This window comes from Enterobacter sp. NFIX58 (assembly GCF_900110475.1).
Taxonomy (GTDB): Bacteria; Pseudomonadota; Gammaproteobacteria; order Enterobacterales; family Enterobacteriaceae; genus Enterobacter; species Enterobacter quasiroggenkampii.
In genome coordinates, this window is sequence record NZ_FODW01000004.1 from 257,733 (window position 1) to 282,131 (window position 24,399).

Sequence of the window (24,399 nt, forward strand, 5' to 3'; positions counted from 1 at the left end):
GATAAAAATGGCTTATATAAAGTGTTTTTATCTAATTTATAAGAATTATATAGGATTATTTGTTTTCATAAGCGCCCGGCAGAACGCCGGGCGCGACGCGCATTAACCCGCTTTGCTGATGATTTTGATTTCGACCATGCCGATCCCGAGCTCACGCGGTGAGTGACCAAGGATATTCCCCTCGTTCGTGGACTGCGGGTCCGGCGGCACGATGACCAGGGTATTGCTGCGTGAAGGATTCTCAAAATGCAGCGTGTGCGTGCTCACGTCGTTTCCAAGCGTTAACGTCTGCTCCCGATCGCCCACGCGCACGGGGACGGGCTTGTTAGCATTCGGCCCATAGGCCCTGGCGGTGATCACCAGGTCGAACTGTTCCGGCAGGGGATGGGTGTACTCAATTTTCACCTCATTGCCCAGCTGCGCGTTGGACCAGCGTCCCCAGGACTCCGGCCGCGAGATGCCGCTAAACTGTTTCACTTCTTCCGGCGCGCCGGCCACGTTAAAGATAAAGCTGTCCGCTTTGTAGCGAATATCGTTGTCGACGATTTTCAGCATGTCGACGTTACGCTGATAGCGCGCGGTATCAATCACCGTATCGTTGAAGGCGGTTTTGCCTTTCCAGTTTGCCTTATCCACGTGCTGCACGGTTTGCTCGCCGCCGAGCTGGCCCTGAGAAACACACCAGTCGGTAGAGAGCGCCAGCGGCTGCGACCAGAGCTGGCCCATTTTGTAGCACCGGTCGACCCAGACGAAGTTATCGCGTGGCGCAAAATCGGCCAGCTGATAGCGCAGCGGCGCGGAATACTCGCTTTCTGGCAGCGGCTCAACGCGACCCTCCGACACGCGTACCAGCAGCGGCAGGCGGAAGTTGCTGCCCGAGAAGGCAATGGTGTTTTTATCCCGATCGACGGTGAAGTCCTTCATCTCTTTCGGGAAGTTCCACAGACGGATGATGTCGGGCTTCCAGGCGAGGATTTTTTCCTTCATGTTGAGGAACACTTCCGACAGGGATTGCCCCGACAGCGTGCTGCGGCCCAGGCCAATAAAGTTGTCGCCGCCCAGGATGTCTAGCACGGTGGCGCCGTTATCCATGGAGTTGCGTTTGGTGGCGATCTCCTCCTGCTGCGGCTGGTCGCCGCGCAGGACGAAGAACAGATTGCTGCGATCCTGCTTGTTGAGCTGGTCCCACGCGCTGTTTTTCATCGCCAGATGGTCAGACGAGACGACGATGACGGTGTTTTTAAACCAGGGCGAGGCTTTGATTTTCTCGACCAGCGCGGCAATGTGCTCCTGACTGCAGGTGACGGCGCTAAATGATTTATTGTTTTTACCATCAATGTCATAGCTTTTGCGCTTGCAGGTGCGCGAGACGAACCCGTCAGGATGGTGAGTGTCCACCGTCAGCGCAAAGAGAGAGAAACGCTTGCCCGCGCGGGACAGCTCCTCGAATTTCTTCCAGGTTTCGTCGAGTACCGTATCGTCATAGAAGCCCCAGTCGTTGCGGTAGCTCGGATCGGCAACCGTCGTTTTTAACTCTTCTGAGCCGTACAGGTGGTCAAAACCGTGGGATTTCAGGAACACATCTTTTCCGGCGAAGCGCAGGTTTGCTCCCTGCACAAAATAGTTTTCGTAGCCGGAGTTTTTCAGGATATCGCCGAGGCAAATATTCTGCGGGAAGAAGGTCGACATGGAGGCTGAGGCGTTACCTTCAAAAGGCGCGAACAGCGGGATACCACACTGGGAGGCAACCATACCGGCAATCGTGTAATCCGTACCGGGCAGCTGCATGGTGTGGCTGAAATCGAGACCTTCATTTTTCAGCGCACCCAGATCTGGCGTCAGGTCCGGGAAGGCATCGTTATCAAAGTAGGTGCGCTCCAGGCTTTCACCGTAGATATAGACCAGGTTGAGCGTCGGGTTAGCGATCGTTTTCGACGGCTCTTTGTAGTAAGCCGCGAAATCCGGATCGCCATCGCGCGACTGGGATTTCACCAGTTCGGTGATCTGATGGAACGCCGGGCTGGCGTCGACGGAGGCCAGCGCCAGGAATAACGCCAGCAGGCTGTAACCATGATGGTGCGGATGATGGCGACGTCGACGCAGCACCCAGGCCAGTGCGCCAAAAATGGTGACCAGCGCAACGACAAGGCCGAGCCCCGGCAGAATGTACTTGCTTACACCCGCGCCCGTCAGGCTGTTTGTCAGCGTGTAGAGCACCGCATCGTTAATGCCGTCACCGGTAAAGTAATCGCTGGCGTATAAGGTAATGTTTAAAATAATAAAAATGCCGAGCACCACCAGCGTGGCGATAAACCACCAGGTGTGACGGCCGGCTTTCCAGGCGTAAACGCCGACAGAAGCCAGAAAAAGGATAAGAGACAGGAATTCAGACAACAGCATATCCTCGTGACGCCAGATGCTTCGCTGGCTAACTGTTTATTTTTTGGGTCATACAATGTAATTGCGATGTCGTTAAGCTGCAATTTTAGTGTCACGAAAGTGTGCTGTTGTTAGGATTTGGTTTAGAAAATCGTTTTTATGAAGACGTGCACATCCTGACAAACGGACGCTGAGACGGTGGCAGGCAGGAAAAACGCTCATTTAGCGCCGCGTTGCAAGACTATCGCATTAAACGCGGCGTGTTGTGGCAGAAAATGGGGTGGATCAGGAGATGAAATTAACGCCTTGTTTCAGCACCAGATCGCAGGCTTTGGTTTTCACCTGTTTGGCCAGAGAAGAGTTGCCGAGGGTGCTCAGGTTAAGCTGCTGACCGTTCTGCGCGTTAAGCAGGCCCTGAATGCCGTCCATATAGTTGGTGTCCGCTTTTTGCTCCTGGGTATCCAGACCCAGTTTACCCAGCACCTGGTTTTTCACGTTTTGCGCGTCAGTCACGGAGGCCAGTTTTTGCTTCGCGCAATATTCCAGAATCCCCGCCGCGTTGTTCATCGTGCCCGCGCTCAGGTTCTGACCGCTGTTGCCCAGCAGGCTGGTGAGGGAAGAGGCGGAGAGTCCGCCCTGCGTGCTGCTGCTCTCTTTGGTCAGCTCGTTTGCTGCGCTTGACAGAGACTCCTGCCAGGACGCCGCCTGCGCTGCACCGGTTACCAGCAGCGCGCCTAAAAAGGTGCTGATTAGAATCTGTTTTTTCATCATGGCTCTCTCAAAAAGGTCCGTTTTGGGCCGAAGGGGTTCCAGTATATACCTGCGACCTGTCGGCGATTCCTGGAACTGTCTTAATACTCTTTCCCGGTGACGCGGCTGCGGTAACTGTCCCAGTCGAAGATGACATACAGGCTGTTACCCAGCTTCATGCGGTCCATGACGCGTTCCCCCAGCAAGCGGGTCATCTCGTCGATGTTGTGGTTTGTCAGCATGCCGGTCGGGCGTTTGGACGAGGAACGGCGATCGACAATCTGGTTGATGATGACTTTTTCATAGCGGGATTCCGTCTGAACGCCAATCTCGTCGATGACCAGCAGGTCGACATTACTCAGATCGTTAAGCAGCTGTTCTTCACTGGTTTCGCGGTTGCTGAAGGTGTCTTTCATCGCGGACATGATATCGGCCACGGTGATGATCAGGACCGATTTACCGCGCAGAAGCAGCTCGTTGCAGATGGCGGCAGCCAGGTGGTTTTTGCCGGTGCCCGGCTTGCCGCTAAAGATGAAGCTGGCGATATTGCCGTCGAATTCATCCACGTACTGCCGCGCGGCGGCCAGCGCGTTCATCTGCCCGGTGGTCTCAATTTTATAGTTATCGAACGAGCAGTTCTGGTGCAGGGGACGAATACCGGAACGGTTAAAGGTGCGCTGCATTTTCATCGCCCGGTTTTCGCGTGCGAGCGCGGCGGCGCGGATCTTACCTTGCTCTTTTTGCCACGCCAGCAGCTCTTCACCGGTGGTGAAAGCAGGCTTCACGTTGGCAGGCATCATTTTTTGCAGACGTTTCATCAGGTCGCCGACGTTCTTCATTTCGCACCTCGGAATCCGCTGGGGATCTGTTTATCCGGTTCTGAAAACGCATTGATATCACGTTTTGGCTGGCCGTTGTTGCCGGCGCGGGTAATCTGGAGATGACGCGCGAGCTTTTGCTGCCACTGAATATGGGTGAACACTTTCCCTTCCGCCTGCCACCAGGCGGTAAACGCGGCAAGCTCTTCCGCGGTGGCGGGTTGGGTTAACGCAATGCCCCACAGCGCGGCCTGCCGCTGAAAATCCGCATCCGGCTGCCAGCCCGCATAGAGGGCAAATTTACCCATCGGAACGGTCACGGGAACGTTAACCGGTTCATCAAAGAACTGGTTATCCAGCGTGACATCGCTTGCCGGGCGTGACAATTGCGCTTCGATCTCCAGAAGCTGTGCCAGACGTTCCGGTGTGATTGCGTAAAACGCTGGCGCGTTGTCGGCAAAAACCGCAACCGTACCCCCTTCGGCGTGGGTCAACACACTGCGAGGGTCGCGCATAAAGGCATCAATACCAGCAATGCTGGTAGTCAGAATTCTGGAGGACATAACGCTTACTCTACTGATGACTACGGGCGTGATATGGGCTTATGGTAGCACAGAGAGGGGAAAGGGAAGGAGGGGATTTCCCCGGCGGCGCTGCGCTGACCGGGGCTACAGTTGTAGGCCTGATAAGCGCAGCGCCGTCAGGCAGTTATCACGCGATGATGTTCAGCGTGACGTCGATGTTGCCGCGGGTTGCATTAGAGTACGGGCAAACAATGTGCGCCGCATCGACCAGCTTTTTAGCTTCCGCAGGATCCATACCTTCAACATGGATGTTCAGTTTTGCTTCAATACCAAAACCGGTAGGCAGCGGGCCAATACCCACTTCGCCTTCAATAAAGGCATCTTTTGGCAGGGTAAATTTGTCGCGTGCGGCCACGAACTTCATCGCGCCCAGGAAGCAGGCAGAGTAGCCCGCGGCAAACAGCTGCTCAGGGTTGGTCACGTCTCCCCCCATGCCGCCCATCTCTTTTGGCACGCCCAGTTTGACGTCCAGTACGCCATCGGAGGAGGTGGCACGACCGTCACGGCCACCGGTGGCTTTTGCTTTGGCGGTATAAACAACTTTTTCTAAAGACATGGCAGGTTCCTCATCTTGTTTTAACGTGTGCTATTAAATAGCGTGCGATATATATGGGTAAATAATCACGCGTAAAGTATAGCGTTACGCGCGGTGTAGCTGTTGTCGCAAAAGTTCGAGCTGCTGTTTGAGCGCCAGCAGGGTGTCAGTATCACACTGCGCTGCGCACCCCACCGCATGGGGGATACCCAAAGCCTGCTGCTGGAGCTCACGTCCCGCTTCACTCAGGGTGACGGCGACCTGACGTTCGTCTTTGCGTGAACGGTGGCGGTTGATGAGCCCGGCGCTTTCCAGACGCTTCAACAGCGGCGTCAGGGTCGCAGAGTCAAGGAACAGCCGTTCACCGATGTCCGACACCGTCATATCATCCTGCTCCCACAGCACCAGCATCACCAGATATTGTGGATAGGTCAGGTTCAGCGGTGCCAGCAACTGCCGGTACAGCTTGTTAAGCGCCAGATTTGCCGAATAGAGGGCAAAGCAGAGCTGGTTATCCAGCTTGAGCGCAGCGGTTGCATCGTTCGTTTTCGCGTTCATGAGATGAATATAGATAGTGTACGATTTAATTGCAAGCAATTTTATGGGCAGGTGTAACGGAGCGCCACCTGAACGGCCATTTTGCGGTAGTGCTGGCGCTGCGCCTGTTCGTCTGCGCCTTCTTCAAACAGCAGCGTAAAGGTGTAGCTGTTGGCAACGTAGTGAAAGCTGAAGCTGCTTATCAGACGATGAAGATCGCGGGCGTCAACCGTCTCACTGAAGAGCTGTTTTTCTTTCCCCCGGCGCAGGATTTCCTCCAGCAGGTCGAGCGCGCTGCGATTGACCTGGCGGAGATAGCTCGACTGCTGCATAAAGCGGCCGCGCTGCATGTTTTCCATGCAGATAATCCGGATGTAGTCAGGGTGGCCGGCATGATAGTCAAAGGTGGCTTCAACCAGATTGACCAGCGCTTCGACCGGGGGCATTCCCGTCAGGCTTAGCGCTTTTTCACTGGCGCGAATCTGGGTGTAAACATGTTCCAGTACCAGGAGATAGAGGTTCTCTTTATTCTTGAAATGGTAAACCACCATGCGTTTGGTGGTGCCTGCTTTCTCTGCGATCTGCTCCATCCGTGCACCGTTCAATCCGTACTCGGCAAAAAGCGCGATGGCGCTCTGAAAGATTTTTTCTTTCAGGCTGGATTCTTCACTGTGCTCGGGGTGTTCGCTGCCAGGGTTAGCCACATCCTTTCCTTATTTTCACCAAACGGACCAGACGGATTATCTCCACGGCAGCGAAATAACACAAATATCAAACGCGTGGGCGTTTGCGGTACAGCCACAGGCCGGGGATCGACAGCCCGATGGAGAGCGCACCGACGATGGAGGATGCCTTAAGAAAGTTGCTCAGGAGGAGGATCATCTGAGGCTCGGTATAGCCGAAATGGCTGATTTTCACCGCGGAAATCATTGCGGTATAGGCCGATATGCCCGGGAACATCGGGATCACTGCGGCAACGGTGAACACTTTGGGATGTGCCAGGTACCAGCGCGACCACTGAATGCCGATACTGCCGACCAGCATGGAGGCCATAAATGTCGACCATTCGATGTTAAAACCCGCCGTCATCATCACCATGCGTGAGCCATGGCCAATCGCGCCCAGCAGGGCACACCACGGCAGAGCGCGTTGCGGGACGTTAAATACCATCGCGAAGCCGATGGCCGGAATCGCGGCCAGAAGCATGTCCTGCGCCAGTGCCAGCAGAAAATCGATCACGCCCATCCGCGTAGCCCCCAGAGTGTCATGGCCATGACCACGCCGATGCAGGTCGCCAGCGTCAGCAGGCTGGCGATAGCCCAGCGTGCCAGACCGGTATTGATGTGCCCTTTAAACATGTCGGCGACGGCGTTGATCAACGGAAAGCCCGGAACCAGCAGAAGCACGCTGGCGGCCATGGCAATGGTCGGGGTGTTGGCAAACTGCGGCAGACGCAGCAGCAGGCCAGAAACCGTGGTGGCGACAAATGCGGTAATGCAGAAGTTAATTTGCGGGTGCAGCTGCCGATGCGTCAGCAGCTGGCGAACATACATGGCGATACTGCTGGCGAAAAAGGTGATGATTGCTCCGTCCCATCCGCCTTTGTTGAGCTTACAAAAGCAGGCGCACGAGAGCCCTACCATCAACACGACGAGCCAGCGCGGATAACGTAATGGCTTGATCTGGTTGAACCGTTTTTCAATCTCCCTGAGATCGAGAAGCTTATGTTCAGCGAGGATGACAATGTGCTGCACTTCGGTCACGACGTGCATGTTTATGCCGCGGTCATGGTTTTTGCGCGTGGAGGTCAGGCACTGACCGTCTTTAATCGTGGTCAGCACAATGGCATTGGATGAGATGGCACTTTCGACGCTGTCCATCCCTAGCGCCAGCCCCAGCCGGGTGGAAAGCTCCTCAACCAGCGCGCTTTCCGCGCCGTGCTGGAGCAGAAAAAGACCGCACTGAATACATAGCCGCGTGATAGCACGCTGCGTTGACCGCTCTGCCTGCATGTCGTGTCCTGAAAAAGATGGAGAGGTTGCCGGTTAGCCCATAATGAGTACTTTTAGCACAAAGTGCAGTCCCTCTTGCTGTGGGCCAGATCAAGGTTTGTGCAAACAGTGGCAGGCGGTATCGTGAAAGGGGGCGGGATTAATTTATTAATGCCGTGAATTATTAATATCAAAATATAAAATATTTGTATTTAGTTATTCTAATTTTAAATTGTCGTTATTTTAATGATTCCACAATTAAATTTTATTTCGCTTTGTGAGATATTACTGCTGTTTAGGCATTTCTTAAACTAAGCATACATCTCATCTTCTGCTTGTATTAACCAGTCTTACACTCAGGGACGAAATAGTCATACGTTGATGTGTTTTAACGTTACTCATCAAATGAAAAATGGACACGGAGGGTCTATGTTGTCATTGCATGGTAAGCATGGCGTTGTCATTAGCCGGATGCCCGTGATGCAAAACGGGTTAGGGGGCGTGATGGCACGTCATTTCCCCGATTTTGAATTGAGCTATTGCCGCTCATTGCAGGAATTAACGCTGCTCCAGTTACGCCGCGCGGACGTCATTATTGCCGATATTTCAGGCGAATACAGGAATCCTCGGGGTGCGCTTGAAGAATACTACAGTTTATTGAATCAATACCGGGACATTCACTGGATCTTTTTAGTCTCGCGTCCGCTTTACCCTATTGCGGTTGAGTTACTTATGCGCCCGGAAAGTACGTTGCTTTCTGATATGGAACCCATTGAAGGCGTGGTTAACGCGATTCGGGCAGGGAGTGAGCGGGCAGAGCGGATAAGCCAGACGTTATTAACCCCGGAGCCTCAGGGCACGGAGGATGAAAGCGAACACGTTATCGCGCTTACGCACTCCGAACGTAAGGTCCTGCGTCTGTTAGGGAAAGGATGGGGGATTAACCAAATCGCCACATTGCTTAAGAAGAGCAATAAAACCATCAGTGCGCAGAAAAACAGTGCGATGCGACGGCTTTCATTACGCAGCAATGCGGATATGTACGCCTGGATCAACAGTACACAGGGAATGAGAGAGCTGAGTTTGTTGTCAGCCTATGGAGAGTTCGAGGAATGGAAAAAACCGATTCAACAAGACATATCGCCATCATCGAAAGTTGCACGATGACGGCTGTCGGGCTACAGCATCTTTTTGCGATGCCCGGCCTGAGCCATTATCAGCTACACCTGTTTAGTGAATTTGACAGCTTTAAGAATGCACTTCGTCACGTTAATTTTTTCTCGCTGATCTATTCCCTTTCCGATGCGCGAGAGGAGCGCCGTAACTGCCTGGCGCACCTGCGGGACCTTGCGTTTACGCACGGCCATATCCAGCGCATCATTTTGGTTTCTGACGAGATGGAAGCACGGCTAATTAGCCATCTTTCTCCATCACGCCTGCACGGTGTCGTCAGTAAATCGGTGACGCTTGAGCATCTGCAGAAGGAACTCGTGGAGTTGCTGAGCGAAACGCTGCGTATCAATGACAATATGCTGAATCACTGGTACCGGAGCCAACACAGGATGCTGAGCCCCACAGAACGGGCAATATTGCGTTATATGTCCTGCGGGTATTCCATCCCTGAAATCGCGGCACATCTTGAACGGAATATTAAGACCATCCGGGCACATAAGTTTAATGCGATGGTGAAACTGGGCGTGAATTCAGACGTAGGGTTACTTGATGCGGCAGATATTATTACGCATCTTCCTGCAAGAGAGCCGCAATGTTTGACTCTCCTCACGCCCACCTTTTTATAAACCGTTTTTTGCGCGCCAGATACGCTCTGGCGCGTCAATCAGATACAGACATCCACCCATTTTGCGGAAGTCAGCTCTGCCATTCTGTCAGGTGAAATGCGCACAGCGCTGTGAATTGCGCCTGCGGCAGGCAGCACTTCGGCGTACTGCTTTAAAGAGATATCGCAATATACCGCGAGCGGGTTTTCCAGCCCGAACGGGCACACGCCGCCAACGGGATGACCGGTGATGGTCACTACTTCATCACTGCTAAGCATGCGCGCTTTCGCACCAAACGTGTCTTTCAGCTTTTTGTTATCCAGACGCGCATCGCCTTTCGCCACGACCAGAATCACCTCATTTTTAACCTTGAGTGACAGGGTCTTGGCGATTTGTCCCGGCTCGACACGATGGGCGGCAGCAGCCAACGCAACGGTAGCAGTACTTTGACTAAGCTCAATAACGTCTATATCCGGCGCGTTGTCGGCAAAAAACTGCTGTACAGACTGCAAACTCATTGTTTCCTCCTGACAAATATCCTGCGTAATCTGTCATAAGAAATTATGCTCTGTAAATATCTCTTAAGTAACAAATATCCCAAACGGCTGATTTCTGGATCCTCTTCACAATCACAGAAACCGGTTACAGTAACCGGTTGCAGAGCGGGAAGCGTAGATTAATACTGAGTACGTAACGTCCCCTGTATCCAATAATAAGAGCCAAATATGAAACCATTTCGTCTGAGCAGTACCGCTGGTTGGCAAGCCAGCAAGGTTGTGAAGCTGATGTATGGAACAACGTGCGGCGCGTATGTGCCCGTAACAAACGTCTGACAGGAGATCTGCCATGTCTGCCAACCATGCTGCGTTTAACCTGATATTCCGTTTCGTCGAAAATTACGTCAGCCCGATAGCCGGGCGGATCTCGTCCCAGCGTCATGTTATGGCTATTCGTGACGGGTTCATCTCCGCGATGCCATTTATGATTGTAGGTTCGTTTTTGTTAGTGTTCGCTTACCCACCTTTTTCGCCTGATACCACCTGGGGTTTCGCCCGCGCCTGGCTGGATATGGCGAAGCAGTTTGAGGGCCAAATCCTGACGCCGTTTGATATGACAATGGGCATTATGTCTATTTATATCTGTGCGGCGATTGCCTATAACCTTGGCAAACACTACGTCAAATCTCATCAGCTGGACCCGTTTATGTGCGCCATGCTGTCGCTGATGGCGTTTCTGCTGGTCGCGGCACCCAAAACCAAAGGCACGCTCCCTGTCGATAGTCTGGGGGGTACGGGCATTTTTACCGCGATTCTGGTGGCGATTTACTGCGTTGAGATGATGCGTTTCCTCAAAGCGCATAACATCGGCATTCGACTGCCGGACCAGGTCCCGCCGATGATCAAAAACTCTTTTGATCTGCTGATCCCGGTGCTGGTGGTGGTGGTGACCCTCTATCCTCTGAGCCTGGTGATTCAGTCTCAGTTTGGCATGCTGATCCCGCAGGCCATTATGTCGGTCTTTAAACCTCTGGTTTCCGCGGCGGATTCCCTGCCTGCGATCCTGCTGGCCGTGTTGATTGGTCATCTGCTGTGGTTCGCCGGGATCCACGGCGCTGCCATCGTCTCCGGAATGTTGCAGATGTTCTGGCTGACTAACCTGGGCGCTAACCAGACGGCACTGGCCGCCAGCCAGCCTCTGCCGCACATCTTCATGGAGGCGTTCTGGACGTTCTTTATCGTGATTGGCGGGTCGGGCGCCACGATGGGGCTGGTGATTTGCTATCTGCGTAGTCGTTCAGCGCATTTACGCTCTATTGGCCGTTTGAGCGTGGTTCCCAGCTTCTTTAACATCAACGAGCCGGTCATTTTCGGTACACCGATTGTAATGAATCCGGTGTTCTTTATTCCGTTCCTGCTGGCACCGATGGTCAACGCCGTGCTGGCGTGGGCGGCGATGACGTTTGATTTGATTGGGCGCGTCATCTCGGTCGTTCCCTGGACGGCACCGGCGCCGATAGGCGCAGCGTGGGCCCTGGGCTGGGACTTCCGCGCCGCGATTCTGGTTGTGGTTCTGGCCTGCGTATCGGCGATCATCTACTTCCCGTTCTTCAAAGTGTATGAGAAGCAACTGCTGGAGCAGGAAGCGGAAGAAGCGCAGCGTAGCGCGGAAGAGGACAATCAGCAGGTGGCATAGGTGAAAACAAAACGGCAACGCAGGTTGCCGTTTTTTGTTTTTGTAGGCCCGGTAAGCGAAGCGCCACCGGGCAATTTACTGCTCTACTTCAGCGTGCAATCCCCACACTGCTTAACGTCCGGCAGGCGATAACGCTGGCAGCAGGTGCGGCGAACCAGAAGCCCGTCACGGAGTACAACGGTGCGGAATAGCGGGTTGTCACGGCCATCGGAAAGCTGCCTGGCAAAGAAACAGGACTGACGCAGGGCCTCAACGTTCTCATCACCAAGCAGCGGCTTCATTTCTGTTAAATACCAGTGGATTAAATAGCCCGTATTGCTCCAGATAAGCTTCCCGTTAATCTCTCCCGTCGCTTCCAGCGCTTCCACCACCGGGATCAGAGTCTGGGTGATGAGCTGCTCCATACGTTCCTGAGCCGTCAGGCGTTCAGCGCTATGGTCTTCGTGGAGATCAATCCAGAAGCAGGCAGCACGTCCGGTTTCGTGAAACTCAACATGGAAATTATCCGGCGAGAGTTCCAGCATGCTCTTCTGTGTTAACAGCGCCAGCATGAGCGGCGGCACCATCAACCCGATATACCACTGCGCCCAGAGAGAGAGTAGGGGTTTATTTTCCCGCGTAAGGGTGGGTTGATTGCGATAGATATGGTCGGAATAGGTGGCCAGCAGCGATTGCAGCTTTGACGGCTGTCGCCACTCTGAGAGCGTCATCGCGTGGGGCGGGGGCGCTTCATCAAGCCGGATAAAATCCAGCAGGTGGGCGCGTGTTTCCGCAATTTTGTCCCGTATCGCATCTGCAAGCGAAGCATTCCCGCTGGTGAGCGGCGCTCGCCAGAGGAGAGGTTCGACGATGTGTGCAGTATGCGTGGCCATAGTATAGATAGAAATCTAAATGATAATGATTGCCAATCCTAACTATTGCTCATACCAATGGCAAGACTTTTGTCCGGGTGACATCGTCGTTATGTCTACGCCGTCTGAATCTCTTCACTTAACAGAATGTTATTGCGTCCCATATGCTTTGCTTCATAGAGGGCTTTGTCCGCTTTTTCCAGCGCGCCTTCCACGTCTTCATCCTCGAAAATGGCGATACCAATGCTGATGGTGACGTTTGTCGCGACGCTTTCGTTAAACAGATGCGGGATTTTCAAATCATAGACTTTCTGACGGATCCGCTCGGCCGTCTGGCGGGCGTGTTCGAGTGAAATGTTGGTCAGCAGCACCATAAACTCTTCCCCACCAAAACGCGCCACAATATCGCGAGAACGCACGGCATCGCGGATTGCTGCAGAGACGCGCTTCAGCGCCTGGTCGCCCATCATATGGCCGTAATGGTCGTTATAGGCTTTGAAGTGGTCGATATCCATCAGCAGAACAAAATGCTCGCCATTTTCTACCGTGGGCAAATTCTCCAGACGGCTTTGCAGACCGCGACGATTATAGAGGCCGGTAAGCGGGTCCATCATGCTGAGATCGGTAAGGGTTTCTCGTTCTTCCAGAAGGCGAGAGAGCAGCTCCTGAGCGAAACGGTCGTTGCGTCTTTGCAAAATGTTATGAATAGCAATTGCCACCACAGGAAGTGCGAAAGAATAGGTCATTCTCAGCCATATATCGTGATCGCTTAACCACAGGCAGACAATAAAGGTGGGCAGTGAATGCAGCGTAAAGGCTTTGATATTACTGGCGAACGCCAGCGTGCCGATAAAAAGCACCGTTAAAAGCGCGATTAACAAATACGTCGCATGATCATGGGTAATTAAGGCGAATTTGGAGACAATTTGCCATGCCCACAAAATACCGAAGATCCCTGAAACGACAGGAATATTTATCTTCCGCGCGCGCTTTCTCCAGTGCCAGATGAACAGGCCGGTACTGATGGAGAAAATAGCAATCAGAGGGGCGGAAAACAGGCGTACAGAATTGAGCGGGTTTGTTACCGAGAACACTGCCGAGGTTGCGTTCAGAAATAAAAATAAACGTAACGATAATTGATATTTTCTGTGAACCAAAGACCGCCAGGATTGTGATGTCATAGTCGTGTGTTTTTATTAAAATTTAATTAAAACAAATAAATAGATGTCGTTTCGCAATAAAATATGCAAAAAGCGCAAAGAGTAATTATCAGAAAATCTTTAGACGTTGTTAACAGGTGCGCAATTTATCACCTTAGGCAATTCCTGTCATTACGGGAAAGGTAAAGGTCGATGGATTTTGATTCATTCAGCTGACAAATGATAATCTCTGTCATATGATATTGGTTATCATTATCGTTGAAAGAGGGCAGATCATGTTGAACAGGGCGCTGGGCAGCGGTTGGGGGGTATTGCTACCGGGAGCCATTCTCGGCGGTTTGACGTTTGCCGATCTCTCTCTTGATACCTGGAAAGCCATCATTGTGTCAGGACTGTTAGTCACGTCAGGCATGATCTGGCATAAGCAACTGCGTCACTTTGTTTTACTGCCATCGTGTGTTGCGCTGGTCAGCGGAATTCTGGCGATACTGATGAGTTTGAAATAACAGGGAAAAGAAGACATTCAGACGGGTTGTAAGATAATTGGTGCGAGGGGGGGGACTCGAACCCCCACATCCTAAGGACACTAACACCTGAAGCTAGCGCGTCTACCAATTCCGCCACCTTCGCACAGTCATCTTACTTTTTATTGCTATGTTGATATCGCCTCGTTGGTGCGAGGGGGGGGACTCGAACCCCCACATCCGTAAGGACACTAACACCTGAAGCTAGCGCGTCTACCAATTCCGCCACCTTCGCATACCATCGATACTGTAAAAGTATCGTAACCACGGAGGCGCATTCTAGATGTTTTCAGCTTTACGTCAACAGAAAAGTGCGCGTGATGCCTTGATTGATGGAAAAATGGCCGATGGACGCGCCCTGTATAGCCGGATGGCGCTTTCGCGTATCCGGCCTGCAGGGGAGGCGATTACTTTTTGGCCTGACGCGTCATCACGGTGCGGTAGACCTTAAAGCGACCCGTCTGGGCGATAACTTCGTGGAAGCCAAAGGTTTCATCCAGCACTTTCGGGTACGCCAGGAAGGCGTTCGCGACGATACGCAGCTCACCGCCGCTGTTGAGGTGACGGACTGCGCCACGGATCAGCGTTTGTGCTGCTTCCAGGCTGGTCTCCATACCGTCGTGGAACGGCGGGTTAGAGATGATCATGTCGAAGCGACCGGTGATGTCGGAGAAGACGTTGCTGGCAATCACCTCGCCTTCAATGCCGTTTGCAGCAAGTGTTGCGCGGCTGGCTTCAACCGCCGGGGCGCTCACGTCACACAGGGTTAAGCGCACTTTTGGCGAATGGCTGGCAAGCACGGTAGAGAGCACGCCCGCGCCGCAGCCCACATCCAGCACTTTGCCTTTGGTGTGCGGCGTCAGAGTGGAAAGCAGCAGCTTGCTGCCCGTATCCAGCGCATCGCGGCTGAACACGCCCGGCAGCGTTTTGATGGTCAGGCCGTCAAGCTGGTACTCATCCCAGTATGCCTGCGCATCAAATGTTGTCTGTTTTTCCAGACGGCCATGGTACAGACCACAGCGGCGAGCGCTGTCGACTTTGTTCAGCGGCGCATAGCCTTCCAGCAGCTGTTCCGCGCTACGCACGCCGCTGCGGTTTTCACCGACCACGAAAATATCGCAGCCGACCGGCAGCAGGGAGAGCAGGTTCATCAGCTGGAACTGGGCTTCCGGTTTATTCTTCGGCCAGTAGTAGATCAGCGTATCGCAGTCGGCGATATCGCTCTGCTCTGCCACCAGGCTAAAGCGCGCGCGCTGGCCCATCTGGCGGCTCAGCACCTGCCAGTGGTGGTAGTATTGGGTGTGGGCACGGCTTTCAGCACAGTCGAAACGCGCGGGCAGGTCATCCTGCATATCTCCGGCAAACAGAATACGGCTTTCTTCGAAATCATCACTGTGACGCAGCAAGACTTCACTTGCCGGGGTAAATGCAGACATGAATTGTTCCTCAATAAACTCAGGCGGGGATTATAGTAGGTAGATGGCGCACTTTCGACACATTTGCTATATTTGCGCGCCTGAGAGACAGGAGTTTTCCCTATGACATCCCGACGAGACTGGCAGTTGCAGCAACTGGGCATCACCCAGTGGGCTTTGCGTCGCCCGACGGCGTTGCAGGGCGAAATCGCCATCTCCATCCCGGCGCACGTTCGTCTGGTGATGGTGGCGGAAGAACTGCCTGCCCTGAATGACCCCCTGATCGATGATGTCCTTCGCAGCCTGAAGCTGACGGCCGACCAGGTTTTACCGCTGACGCCAGAGCGTGTCGCGATGCTGCCTCCTGATAGTCGCTGTAACAGCTGGCGTATCGGTGAGGCGAATGAGATCTCTCTTCAGGGGAGCCAGATCTGCTCGCCAGCGCTGGACGAACTGAAAGCCAACCCAAAAGCGCGCAGCGCGCTATGGCAACAAATCTGCGAATATGAACACGATTTCTTCCCTCACGACGCCTGACCTGTCCACAGCGTTCGCGATTGAAACACGCGCCCACGCGTTTCCGTGGAGCGAAAAAACCTTCGCCAGCAATCAGGGCGAACGGTATCTGAACTACCGCCTGGACGTTGACGGCACCATGGCCGCTTTCGCGATCACGCAGGTTGTTCTTGATGAGGCGACGCTGTTTAATATCGCGGTTGATCCCGCGTTTCAGCGCCGTGGGCTGGGAAGAGAACTGCTTGAGCACCTCATCCGTGAGCTCGAAACCCGTGACGTTTTCACCCTGTGGCTGGAGGTGCGCGCGTCGAATGTCGCCGCCATCGCGCTCTATGAAAGCTTAGGCTTTAACGAGGCGACAATCCGCCGTAACTACTACCCCACCGCAGAGGGACGTGAAGACGCCATCATAATGGCTCTGCCGATTGGATAATAAAAAATAAGGTTGTAACGATGAAATGGGACTGGATTTTCTTTGATGCCGACGAAACGCTGTTTACGTTCGACTCGTTCGGCGGCCTGCAGCGGATGTTTCTCGACTATAGCGTAACCTTCACCGCTGAAGATTTTCAGGACTATCAGGCGGTCAACAAACCGCTGTGGGTGGATTACCAGAACGGTGCCATCACCGCGTTACAGCTTCAGCACCAGCGCTTTGACGTCTGGGCGGAACGCTTAAAGGTCAGTCCGGGAACGCTGAACGAGGCTTTCCTTAACGCCATGGCCGATATCTGTGCGCCGCTGCCGGGCGCGGTTTCCCTGCTGAATGCGTTGAAAGGTAAGGTGAAGCTGGGGATCATCACCAACGGTTTTACCGCCCTGCAGCAGATCCGCCTTGAGCGTACCGGCCTGCGCGATCATTTTGACGCGCTGGTGATCTCGGAAGAGGTTGGCGTGCCGAAGCCGGATCCGCGAATTTTCGACTACGCGCTGGCGCAGGCCGGCAATCCCGACCGCGATCGTGTCCTGATGGTGGGGGATACGGCAGAGTCAGATATTCTGGGCGGCATGAAGGCCGGTCTGTCGACCGTCTGGCTCAATGCGCATGGCCGTGAGAAGCCTGACGGCATCGAGCCGACCTGGACCGTGACGTCGTTGAACGAACTGGAGCAACTCCTGTGTAAACAATGATTGCCTGCCCCCCGTTGATGGGTAAAATAGCCGCAATTTTGTATTCCATGATGCGTGGCGTGCTGCCGCGCTTATAAAAGAAGATTTAATTATGACGTTGTCTCCTTATCTGCAAGAGGTGGCCAAGCGCCGCACTTTTGCCATTATCTCGCACCCCGATGCCGGTAAAACGACCATCACTGAGAAGGTGTTGCTGTTCGGACAGGCGATCCAGACTGCGGGTACCGTTAAAGGCCGTGGCTCCAGCCAGCATGCAAAATCCGACTGGATGGAGATGGAAAAGCAGCGTGGTATTTCGATTACCACCTCCGTGATGCAGTTCCCGTATCACGACTGCCTGGTGAACCTGCTGGACACCCCGGGCCACGAAGACTTCTCCGAAGATACCTACCGTACCCTGACGGCGGTGGACTGCTGTCTGATGGTGATCGACGCCGCGAAAGGTGTAGAAGATCGTACTCGTAAGCTGATGGAAGTGACCCGTCTGCGCGATACGCCGATCCTCACCTTTATGAACAAACTCGACCGTGACATCCGCGATCCGATGGAGCTGATGGATGAAGTGGAAAACGAGCTGAAGATCGCCTGTGCGCCAATCACCTGGCCGATTGGCTGCGGTAAGCTGTTCAAAGGCGTCTATCACCTCTATAAAGACGAAACCTACCTGTATCAGACCGGTAAAGGCCACACCATTCAGGAAGTGCGCATTGTTAAAGGTCTGGACAACCCGGATCTGGACGCGGCGGTCGGGGAAGAGCTGGCCGCGCAGCTGCGCGACGAGCTGGAGCTGGTCAAGGGCGCGTCTCACGAATTCGACAAAGAGCTGTTCCTGAGCGGCGAAATTACCCCAGTCTTCTTCGGTACCGCACTGGGTAACTTCGGCGTTGACCACATGCTCGACGGTCTGGTGGAGTGGGCGCCGCAGCCGATGCCGCGCAAAACCGACACCCGTGAAGTGGAAGCGAAAGAAGAGAAGTTCACCGGCTTCGTGTTTAAGATTCAGGCCAACATGGATCCGAAACACCGTGACCGCGTGGCCTTTATGCGCGTGGTGTCCGGTAAATATGAAAAGGGCATGAAGCTGCGCCAGGTGCGTATCGGTAAAGACGTTGTCATCTCCGACGCGCTGACCTTTATGGCGGGTGACCGTTCGCACGTTGAAGAAGCCTATCCGGGCGACATCATCGGTCTGCACAACCACGGCACCATCCAGATCGGCGACACTTTCACGCAGGGTGAAATGATGAAGTTCACCGGTATTCCGAACTTCGCACCGGAACTGTTCCGTCGCATTCGTCTGCGCGATCCGCTTAAGCAGAAACAGCTGCTGAAAGGCCTGGTTCAGCTCTCCGAAGAGGGTGCCGTGCAGGTCTTCCGCCCGATTGCGAACAACGATCTGATCGTTGGTGCGGTCGGCGTGCTGCAGTTTGACGTGGTCGTTGCGCGCCTGAAGAGCGAATACAACGTAGAAGCGATTTACGAATCGGTGAACGTCGCGACCGCGCGCTGGGTTGAGTGTTCTGACGTGAAGAAATTCGAAGAATTTAAGCGTAAGAATGAAGTTCAGCTGGCGCTGGATGGTGGCGATAACCTGACCTATATCGCGCCAACGATGGTCAACCTGAACCTGACGCAGGAACGTTATCCGGACGTTCAGTTCCGTAAAACCCGCGAGCACTAATCCCCTCTCAGAGCACGGCAGCAGCCGTGCTCTTCTTTTATTCCTGTCTTATTAATCCCTTGCGGAATGTTCTTAATTCAACGCAATTTCACGCTATTCGCCCATTTTTTACCCAATTCTGAAAGCGGCTCTGTGAGAGTGATCTATATTTAACTCAGTGTTTAACACCGGGCGTGGATAAATTAACTGTTCAATGCATGACTTTAGGTTATCCATTTTGCCCTCGTGTTTATTCGCAATATATATCACTACTAAGGAAGTACGTAGCCCGAATAACGGGTCAACACAGGAATAGATCGATGAATATGACAAGACTGAAGATTTCTAAAACTCTGCTGGCTGTAACACTGGGTAGCGTTCTGGTGAGCGGCTCCGCCCTGGCGGAAAGCAGCACCATGGATAAAGCACAATCCACGGCTGACAGCGCAGGGCAAAAAATCGATAGCTCTATGAATAAAGTCGGCAATTTCATGGATGACAGCTCTATCACAGCAAAAGTGAAAGCCGCACTGGTGGATGATGAAGCCATCAAGAGCACCGATATTTCCGTTAAGACCGACAAAAAAGTGGTCACGCTGAGCGGCTTTGTTGAAAGCCAGGCTCAGGCAGAACAGGCGGTGAAAGTGGCGAAAGGCGTCGAAGGCGTTGCCTCCGTCAGCGATAAGCTGCATGTCCGTGACGGCAAAAATGCGTCGGTGAAAGGTTATGCCGGTGATGCAGCCACCACCAGCGAAATCAAAGCTAAACTTTTAGCAGATGACATCGTGCCGTCCCGTAAGGTGAAAGTGGAAACCACCGATGGTGTGGTTCAGCTTTCCGGTACGGTCGATTCGCAGGCGCAGAGTGAACGTGCCGAGTCCATTGCGAAAGCGATTGATGGTGTGAAAAGCGTTAAAAACGATCTGAAAACGAAGTAAATCTGGACCATTCGCCCGTCTGGCTAAAACCTGCGGGCGATATAAGAACGACTCTGGAAAAACGCCGGTGAGTGACCTGAGCGCTCACGTTTAGCGGCCGACATTAACTATGGTAAAGGAGAAGCTTATGTTTCGTTGGGGCATTATATTTCTGGTTATCGCGTTAATTGCCGCCGCATTGGGCTTTGGTGGACTGGCAGGTACAGCGGCATGGGCAGCTAAAATTGTCTTCGTTGTCGGTATTATTCTGTTCCTGGTCAGCCTGTTTACGGGGCGTCGACGTCCGTAGCAAACGCAATATTCCGTCAACAAAATAAAGCCAGTCACTGCGACTGGCTTTTTCTTATTTGCGTAACAGGTCGGGTGCGTTACTGTGGTGTTATAAAATAATCAAAACAGGAAAGCAGAGGTGGGGCAACGAATTCCCGTTACGCTCGGCAACATTGCGCCGCTGACGTTAAAACCGTTTCGCGCAGGTCAACTCGCGCTGGTCTGCGAGGGTGGCGGACAGCGCGGCATTTTCACCGCTGGCGTGCTGGACGAATTTATGCGCGCGCAGTTCAACCCGTTTGACCTGTACTTCGGCACGTCTGCCGGGGCGCAGAACCTCTCTGCCTATGTCTGTAACCAGCCCGGCTACGCGCGAAAGGTCATCATGCGCTACACCACGGCGAAAGAATTTTTTAATCCGGTGCGCTTTGTGCGCGGCGGTAATCTGATCGACCTCGACTGGCTGCTGGAATCAACCTCCAGCCAGATGCCGTTGGCCATGGACACCGCGGCCCGCCTGTTTGATAGCGGTAAAGAATTCTGGATGTGCGCCAGCCGGGGGGATGACTATTCGCCGGGCTATTTTTCGCCTCAAAAAGATAACTGGCTGGACATCATCCGCGCCTCCAGCGCCATTCCCGGTTTTTATCGTACCGGTGCGCTGCTGGACGGCATTAGCTATCTGGACGGCGGGATCAGTGACGCGGTGCCGGTGCAGGAAGCCGCCCGTCGCGGGGCGAAAACCATTGTGGTGATCCGTACCGTACCGTCGCAAATGTATTACACCCCGCAGTGGTTTAAGCGGATGGAGCGCTGGCTGGGCGACAGCAGCCTGCAGCCGCTGGTGAACATCGCGAAGCAGCATGAAACTACCTACGGCGCGATGCAGCGTTTCATTGAAAAGCCACCGGGTAAGCTGCGTATTTTTGAAATTTATCCGCCTAAGCCGCTGCTGAGCATGGCGCTGGGCAGCCGTGTCCCTGCGCTGCGCATGGATTACAAAACGGGGCGGCTGTGTGGACGCTACTTCCTGGCGACGGTGGGGAAAATGCTGGCGGAGCAACCACCGCTTCATCGCCATAAACGCATTATTACGCCGCCTGCGATTGTCGCCAACGACGCTCTGACGGTGCCTCTGGTGGACATTCCGCAGGCGAATGACGCTTTACTGGATAACGAGGATCTGGCGTGACGCACCGCTTTGTCGATACCCATTGCCACTTTGATTTCCCACCGTTTACGGGAGATGAAGAACACAGTATTGCGAAAGCGGCTGACGCAGGCGTTCAGGCCATTATTGTGCCGTCAGTGGAGGCGGCGTACTTTTCCCGGGTGCTGGATCTTGCTGCACGGCACCCCGCGCTCTATGCGGCGCTCGGCCTGCATCCGATCGTGATTGAGCGGCATCGTGATGAGCACATTGAGAGACTTGATGAGATCCTGCGGACCGCAGGGGACAAGCTTGTCGCCATCGGGGAGATCGGCCTCGATCTTTATCGCGAAGATCCGCATTTTGAGCGCCAGCAGACGATCCTCGACGCGCAGCTCAGGCTGGCGAAGCGTCACGATCTGCCGGTGATCCTCCACTCCAGACGCACGCACGATAAGCTGGCGATGCACCTGAAACGCATCGATCTGCCGCGCAGGGGCGTCGTGCACGGTTTCTCCGGCAGCCTGCAGCAGGCGCAGCGTTTCATTGAACTGGGCTATAAAATTGGAGTGGGTGGCACCATCACCTATCCGCGTGCCAGTAAAACCCGTGACGTGATGGTACAGCTGCCGCTGTCGGCGCTTCTGCTGGAAACCGATGCGCCGGATATGCCGCTGAACGGTTTTCAGGGACAGCCGAATCGCCCGGAACAGGCGGCGCGCGTGTTCACCACCCTGTGTGAACTGCGACAGGAGCCGGAAGAGGTGATTGCCGATGCGCTGCTGGAAAATACGCGTTCGGTATTTGGCATCACGCTATAGATAAAGCGCCGGGCGGATCACCGTTATCCTCTGTTTTTCCAGCGCCCGCGCAAGCGGTTCAACGTCTTCCGGCGTGGCGCTGCGCCACGACGCCGCCTCACCGTACACGCCATGCGCATGAAACGCGTTAAGGCGTACCGGCACGTTTCCCAGCCCGTGGATAAACGCCGTCAGCGGCTTCAGATTTTCCAGGTAATCACACTGCCCCGGAATCACCAGCAGGCGGAGCTCCGTCAAACGGTGGCGTTCTGCCAGCCAGCGGATACTCTGCTTGATCTGCTGATTGTCGCGTCCGGTCAGGAAGCGGTGGTGTTCGTTCCCCCATGCTTTCAGGTCCAGCATCGCGCCATCCAGTACCGGCAGCAGCTTTTGCCAGCCGGTTTCGCTTAACAAACCGTTGCTGTCGACCAGACAGGTCAGATGACGCAGGGCGGGATCGGCTTTGATCGCGGTGAACAGCGTCACTAAAAACGGCAATTGCGTTGTGGCTTCCCCGCCGCTTACGGTGATCCCTTCGATAAACGGTGCGGATTTGCGGACCTGGGTGAGGATCTCCTCCACGCTCAGTCGGTGCGCCATGGGCGTCGCCTGCTGCTGGCACAGGTGCAGGCAGGTGTCGCACTGCTGGCAGTCGCTCTCCTGCCACCAGACGCGCCCGGCCTGAATGGTCAGCGCGTCGTGCGGGCAGTGGGGCACGCAGTCCCCGCAGTCGTTGCAGCGGCCGATCGTCCACGGGTTGTGGCAGGTTTTACAGCGCAGGTTGCAGCCCTGCAGGAACAGGGCCAGGCGGCTGCCCGGCCCGTCCACGCAGGAAAAAGGGATGACCTGACTAACTAAAGCGCATCTGCTGTTCATGGCTAATCACGCGCGGCTGACGTTCCAGAATGCGGGTATTGCGCGCGGCTTCTTCCCCCAGCCACGTGGTGTTCGTTCTCGATCCTGCTTCCCGGTATTTCTCCAGATCCGATAGCCGCACCATATACCCGGTGACGCGCACCAGATCGTTACCCGCTACGTTGGCGGTAAACTCGCGCATACCCGCCCTGAACGCGCCCAGGCACAGCTGAACCACCGCCTGCGGGTTGCGTTTTACCGTTTCATCCAGCGTCAGGATATCGCTTATCCCGGAAGAGTAGTGCTTGTGATGGGGAGCCACCGCCAGCAGATGGCTGATGGGATCCGGCTCGTCACCGTAGGGCAGGCGCGCGCCCGGCGTGGTGCCCGAATCGGAGCTGATCCCCGACTGCGCATGAAGCATCGCGCGCTGCTTCCAGCCGTGTTTCACCGGCGTGTTTTCGACAAACGCCGCAAGCTGTTCGCTGATGCGATAGCCCAGCGCGTTGGCCTGCTCATCTTTGCCGTAACGTCCCGCGATGCCTGCTTTCTCACAGAGCACGTTTACCGCTTCTGCCAGACCGTACATGCCAAACATCGGCACAAACCGATCGGCATCAATCAGCCCCTCTTTCACCAGGAAGCTATTCTCAAAGAAGCCGGATTGTTGATACAGGAAATCGCAGCGGGCATCAATGATGGCCATTTGCTGCTGGCAGTAGTGCGGAAGGGCGCGGCTGAAGAAGTCTTCACTTGACGTGCTGTGTTCGGCGATGGCCTTGAGATTGAGACGCACCAGGGTGCTGCCACCGCCAGCCAGAGGCAGGGAGTTGTAACAGCTCACCACGCCATAACGGCCTTTTGTGAAAATTTTATCATTCACCGGGCCATTAGAAATATGCGGTTTGCTGCATTCACATATGTTTTTCGCCACCTCAAGCAGTAAATCATCCGGGGTGATCTCTGGATCATAAATAAAGGTCAGGTTCGGCGCGACCTGCTTCAGATCTGCATCGGCACGCAGAATGGCACGGGTGATGGGCGTATCTTCCGGCCCGATATTGGCATGCATAAAGGCATCCGGCAGCGTACGGTCAAGATAGCGCCAGAAACGTTTTATTCGGCTATTGATTTCTTCTTGTGTTAGAATTCTAACATATGGTTGCAGCAGCGCATCAAGCTGGCCGAGATAGACCGGCATCGATGTAACGGACGGGACATGATGGTAGAGGATGGTTAACAGCGAGAGGGCATCGTCGAGATCTTTTGCCCCTTCCAGCTCCAGCCATTCTGAACCGTTAGCCAGAAATTTTGCGTAATCCGGCAGAACGTAACGGGGTTTGTAAGGCGCATGGCCTTCGAACATGTCACAGATAAACCCCTCGTCCAGCGCGGCGCGCGCAACTTCAGGAAGTGCCGGATACGGCAGGTTGTTTTCCGCTTCCAGCGCCAGAAAATGACGTTTTTGTTCCGGGGTTAACACCGGGCTTGTCACAATCTGCTGGCAACGTTGCTGCAGGGCGTCGGGGCTGGAGTGGGGCATATTCGCTTCCTTGAATGTTCT

At 54.3% G+C, this 24,399-nt stretch carries 27 protein-coding genes and 2 tRNA genes; 12 read left to right on the forward strand and 17 right to left on the reverse strand.

The genetic code is table 11. The features are described 5' to 3' along the window. Nucleotides 1-102: 102 nt before the first annotated feature. The 9 genes from opgB to BMW97_RS17595 all read right to left on the reverse strand — a co-directional run bounded on the left by opgB (nucleotide 103) and on the right by BMW97_RS17595 (nucleotide 7,615). Nucleotides 103-2,394: a phosphatidylglycerol--membrane-oligosaccharide glycerophosphotransferase gene (gene opgB / locus BMW97_RS17555; protein ID WP_045907851.1), complete on the reverse strand. Its 2,292-nt coding sequence runs from the start codon at nucleotides 2,392-2,394 to the stop codon at nucleotides 103-105. Nucleotides 2,395-2,664: 270 nt separating this feature from the next. After that, nucleotides 2,665-3,147, reverse strand: coding sequence for a YjjA family protein (locus BMW97_RS17560; protein ID WP_082087734.1), 483 nt, complete (start codon nucleotides 3,145-3,147; stop codon nucleotides 2,665-2,667). Nucleotides 3,148-3,230: 83 nt separating this feature from the next. Next, nucleotides 3,231-3,968 (reverse strand): replicative helicase loader DnaC, encoded by a 738-nt coding sequence (gene dnaC, locus BMW97_RS17565; protein WP_008502094.1) that lies wholly within the window; start codon nucleotides 3,966-3,968, stop codon nucleotides 3,231-3,233. After that, nucleotides 3,965-4,510, reverse strand: coding sequence for a primosomal protein DnaT (dnaT, locus tag BMW97_RS17570; RefSeq protein ID WP_045907725.1), 546 nt, complete (start codon nucleotides 4,508-4,510; stop codon nucleotides 3,965-3,967). The genes dnaC and dnaT overlap by 4 nt, the downstream gene beginning before the upstream one ends. A gap of 148 nt (nucleotides 4,511-4,658) precedes the next feature. After that, a complete protein-coding gene (locus BMW97_RS17575) occupies nucleotides 4,659-5,087 on the reverse strand; it encodes an organic hydroperoxide resistance protein (RefSeq protein ID WP_008502092.1) in 429 nt (142 codons plus the stop codon). A gap of 84 nt (nucleotides 5,088-5,171) precedes the next feature. Beyond that, on the reverse strand, nucleotides 5,172-5,624 hold the full coding sequence (locus tag BMW97_RS17580) for a MarR family winged helix-turn-helix transcriptional regulator (protein ID WP_023293337.1): 453 nt from the start codon (nucleotides 5,622-5,624) through the stop codon (nucleotides 5,172-5,174). 41 nt (nucleotides 5,625-5,665) lie between these two features. Next, nucleotides 5,666-6,307, reverse strand: coding sequence for a TetR/AcrR family transcriptional regulator (locus BMW97_RS17585; protein WP_045907726.1), 642 nt, complete (start codon nucleotides 6,305-6,307; stop codon nucleotides 5,666-5,668). A 67-nt stretch (nucleotides 6,308-6,374) separates the two neighbouring features. After that, nucleotides 6,375-6,848 carry a threonine/serine exporter gene (locus BMW97_RS17590; protein ID WP_045907727.1) on the reverse strand — a complete coding sequence of 158 codons (474 nt, stop codon included), beginning with the start codon at nucleotides 6,846-6,848 and terminating at the stop codon, nucleotides 6,375-6,377. After that, nucleotides 6,839-7,615 (reverse strand): threonine/serine exporter family protein, encoded by a 777-nt coding sequence (locus BMW97_RS17595; RefSeq protein ID WP_045907728.1) that lies wholly within the window; start codon nucleotides 7,613-7,615, stop codon nucleotides 6,839-6,841. Before BMW97_RS17595 ends, BMW97_RS17590 begins: the two co-directional genes overlap by 10 nt. Nucleotides 7,616-8,023: 408 nt before the next feature. Between BMW97_RS17595 and BMW97_RS17600 the strand changes: the two genes are divergently transcribed. Then, nucleotides 8,024-8,761, forward strand: a complete 738-nt coding sequence (locus BMW97_RS17600; RefSeq protein ID WP_045907729.1) for a helix-turn-helix transcriptional regulator — start codon at nucleotides 8,024-8,026, stop codon at nucleotides 8,759-8,761. Then, complete coding sequence (gene bglJ / locus BMW97_RS17605; protein ID WP_045907730.1) at nucleotides 8,758-9,393, forward strand: DNA-binding transcriptional activator BglJ; 636 nt, start codon at nucleotides 8,758-8,760, stop codon at nucleotides 9,391-9,393. The genes BMW97_RS17600 and bglJ overlap by 4 nt, the downstream gene beginning before the upstream one ends. 38 nt (nucleotides 9,394-9,431) lie before the next feature. Here the strand turns inward: bglJ and BMW97_RS17610 are convergent, their stop codons facing one another. Next, nucleotides 9,432-9,890 carry a YbaK/EbsC family protein gene (locus tag BMW97_RS17610; protein ID WP_008502085.1) on the reverse strand — a complete coding sequence of 153 codons (459 nt, stop codon included), beginning with the start codon at nucleotides 9,888-9,890 and terminating at the stop codon, nucleotides 9,432-9,434. Between the two features lie 328 nt (nucleotides 9,891-10,218). On the opposite strand from BMW97_RS17610, the gene BMW97_RS17615 reads away from it, so the two are divergent. Then, nucleotides 10,219-11,565, forward strand: coding sequence for a PTS sugar transporter subunit IIC (locus BMW97_RS17615; RefSeq protein WP_045907731.1), 1,347 nt, complete (start codon nucleotides 10,219-10,221; stop codon nucleotides 11,563-11,565). 83 nt (nucleotides 11,566-11,648) lie between these two features. Here BMW97_RS17615 and fhuF read toward each other — a convergent pair whose 3' ends face one another. Then, on the reverse strand, nucleotides 11,649-12,437 hold the full coding sequence (gene fhuF, locus BMW97_RS17620) for a siderophore-iron reductase FhuF (protein WP_045907732.1): 789 nt from the start codon (nucleotides 12,435-12,437) through the stop codon (nucleotides 11,649-11,651). A 95-nt stretch (nucleotides 12,438-12,532) separates the two neighbouring features. Continuing rightward, complete coding sequence (locus tag BMW97_RS17625; RefSeq protein ID WP_045907733.1) at nucleotides 12,533-13,597, reverse strand: GGDEF domain-containing protein; 1,065 nt, start codon at nucleotides 13,595-13,597, stop codon at nucleotides 12,533-12,535. Nucleotides 13,598-13,812: 215 nt separating this feature from the next. On the opposite strand from BMW97_RS17625, the gene BMW97_RS17630 reads away from it, so the two are divergent. After that, on the forward strand, nucleotides 13,813-14,082 hold the full coding sequence (locus BMW97_RS17630) for a DUF1435 domain-containing protein (RefSeq protein ID WP_045907734.1): 270 nt from the start codon (nucleotides 13,813-13,815) through the stop codon (nucleotides 14,080-14,082). A 38-nt stretch (nucleotides 14,083-14,120) separates the two neighbouring features. Here the strand turns inward: BMW97_RS17630 and BMW97_RS17635 are convergent. The 3 genes from BMW97_RS17635 to rsmC all read right to left on the reverse strand — a co-directional run bounded on the left by BMW97_RS17635 (nucleotide 14,121) and on the right by rsmC (nucleotide 15,536). Further along, nucleotides 14,121-14,206, reverse strand: a tRNA-Leu gene (locus BMW97_RS17635). A 42-nt stretch (nucleotides 14,207-14,248) separates the two neighbouring features. Further along, nucleotides 14,249-14,335, reverse strand: a tRNA-Leu gene (locus BMW97_RS17640). A gap of 172 nt (nucleotides 14,336-14,507) precedes the next feature. After that, nucleotides 14,508-15,536 (reverse strand): 16S rRNA (guanine(1207)-N(2))-methyltransferase RsmC, encoded by a 1,029-nt coding sequence (gene rsmC, locus BMW97_RS17645; RefSeq protein WP_045907735.1) that lies wholly within the window; start codon nucleotides 15,534-15,536, stop codon nucleotides 14,508-14,510. Nucleotides 15,537-15,638: 102 nt separating this feature from the next. Between rsmC and BMW97_RS17650 the strand changes: the two genes are divergently transcribed. The 8 genes from BMW97_RS17650 to BMW97_RS17685 all read left to right on the forward strand — a co-directional run bounded on the left by BMW97_RS17650 (nucleotide 15,639) and on the right by BMW97_RS17685 (nucleotide 22,001). After that, nucleotides 15,639-16,052 carry a DNA polymerase III subunit psi gene (locus BMW97_RS17650; RefSeq protein ID WP_045907736.1) on the forward strand — a complete coding sequence of 138 codons (414 nt, stop codon included), beginning with the start codon at nucleotides 15,639-15,641 and terminating at the stop codon, nucleotides 16,050-16,052. Then, nucleotides 16,021-16,464, forward strand: coding sequence for a ribosomal protein S18-alanine N-acetyltransferase (rimI, locus tag BMW97_RS17655; RefSeq protein WP_008502078.1), 444 nt, complete (start codon nucleotides 16,021-16,023; stop codon nucleotides 16,462-16,464). The genes BMW97_RS17650 and rimI overlap by 32 nt, the downstream gene beginning before the upstream one ends. 20 nt (nucleotides 16,465-16,484) lie before the next feature. Beyond that, nucleotides 16,485-17,162: a pyrimidine 5'-nucleotidase gene (gene yjjG, locus BMW97_RS17660; protein ID WP_045907737.1), complete on the forward strand. Its 678-nt coding sequence runs from the start codon at nucleotides 16,485-16,487 to the stop codon at nucleotides 17,160-17,162. A gap of 91 nt (nucleotides 17,163-17,253) precedes the next feature. Next, on the forward strand, nucleotides 17,254-18,843 hold the full coding sequence (gene prfC / locus BMW97_RS17665; protein ID WP_008502076.1) for a peptide chain release factor 3: 1,590 nt from the start codon (nucleotides 17,254-17,256) through the stop codon (nucleotides 18,841-18,843). Between the two features lie 299 nt (nucleotides 18,844-19,142). Beyond that, complete coding sequence (osmY, locus tag BMW97_RS17670) at nucleotides 19,143-19,760, forward strand: molecular chaperone OsmY (RefSeq protein ID WP_008502075.1); 618 nt, start codon at nucleotides 19,143-19,145, stop codon at nucleotides 19,758-19,760. A gap of 127 nt (nucleotides 19,761-19,887) precedes the next feature. After that, a complete protein-coding gene (locus BMW97_RS17675) occupies nucleotides 19,888-20,049 on the forward strand; it encodes a DUF1328 domain-containing protein (RefSeq protein WP_003856556.1) in 162 nt (53 codons plus the stop codon). A gap of 120 nt (nucleotides 20,050-20,169) precedes the next feature. Then, nucleotides 20,170-21,222, forward strand: coding sequence for a patatin-like phospholipase family protein (locus BMW97_RS17680; protein ID WP_045406360.1), 1,053 nt, complete (start codon nucleotides 20,170-20,172; stop codon nucleotides 21,220-21,222). After that, nucleotides 21,219-22,001: a TatD family hydrolase gene (locus BMW97_RS17685; protein WP_045907738.1), complete on the forward strand. Its 783-nt coding sequence runs from the start codon at nucleotides 21,219-21,221 to the stop codon at nucleotides 21,999-22,001. The genes BMW97_RS17680 and BMW97_RS17685 overlap by 4 nt, the downstream gene beginning before the upstream one ends. Here the strand turns inward: BMW97_RS17685 and BMW97_RS17690 are convergent. Both BMW97_RS17690 and BMW97_RS17695 read right to left on the reverse strand, forming a co-directional pair. Then, a complete protein-coding gene (locus tag BMW97_RS17690; RefSeq protein ID WP_045907739.1) occupies nucleotides 21,996-22,856 on the reverse strand; it encodes a YjjW family glycine radical enzyme activase in 861 nt (286 codons plus the stop codon). The two genes, BMW97_RS17685 and BMW97_RS17690, sit on opposite strands and share 6 nt — an antisense overlap. Continuing rightward, nucleotides 22,831-24,378 carry a YjjI family glycine radical enzyme gene (locus BMW97_RS17695; RefSeq protein ID WP_045907740.1) on the reverse strand — a complete coding sequence of 516 codons (1,548 nt, stop codon included), beginning with the start codon at nucleotides 24,376-24,378 and terminating at the stop codon, nucleotides 22,831-22,833. Before BMW97_RS17695 ends, BMW97_RS17690 begins: the two co-directional genes overlap by 26 nt. Between the last annotated feature and the right edge of the window lie 21 nt (nucleotides 24,379-24,399).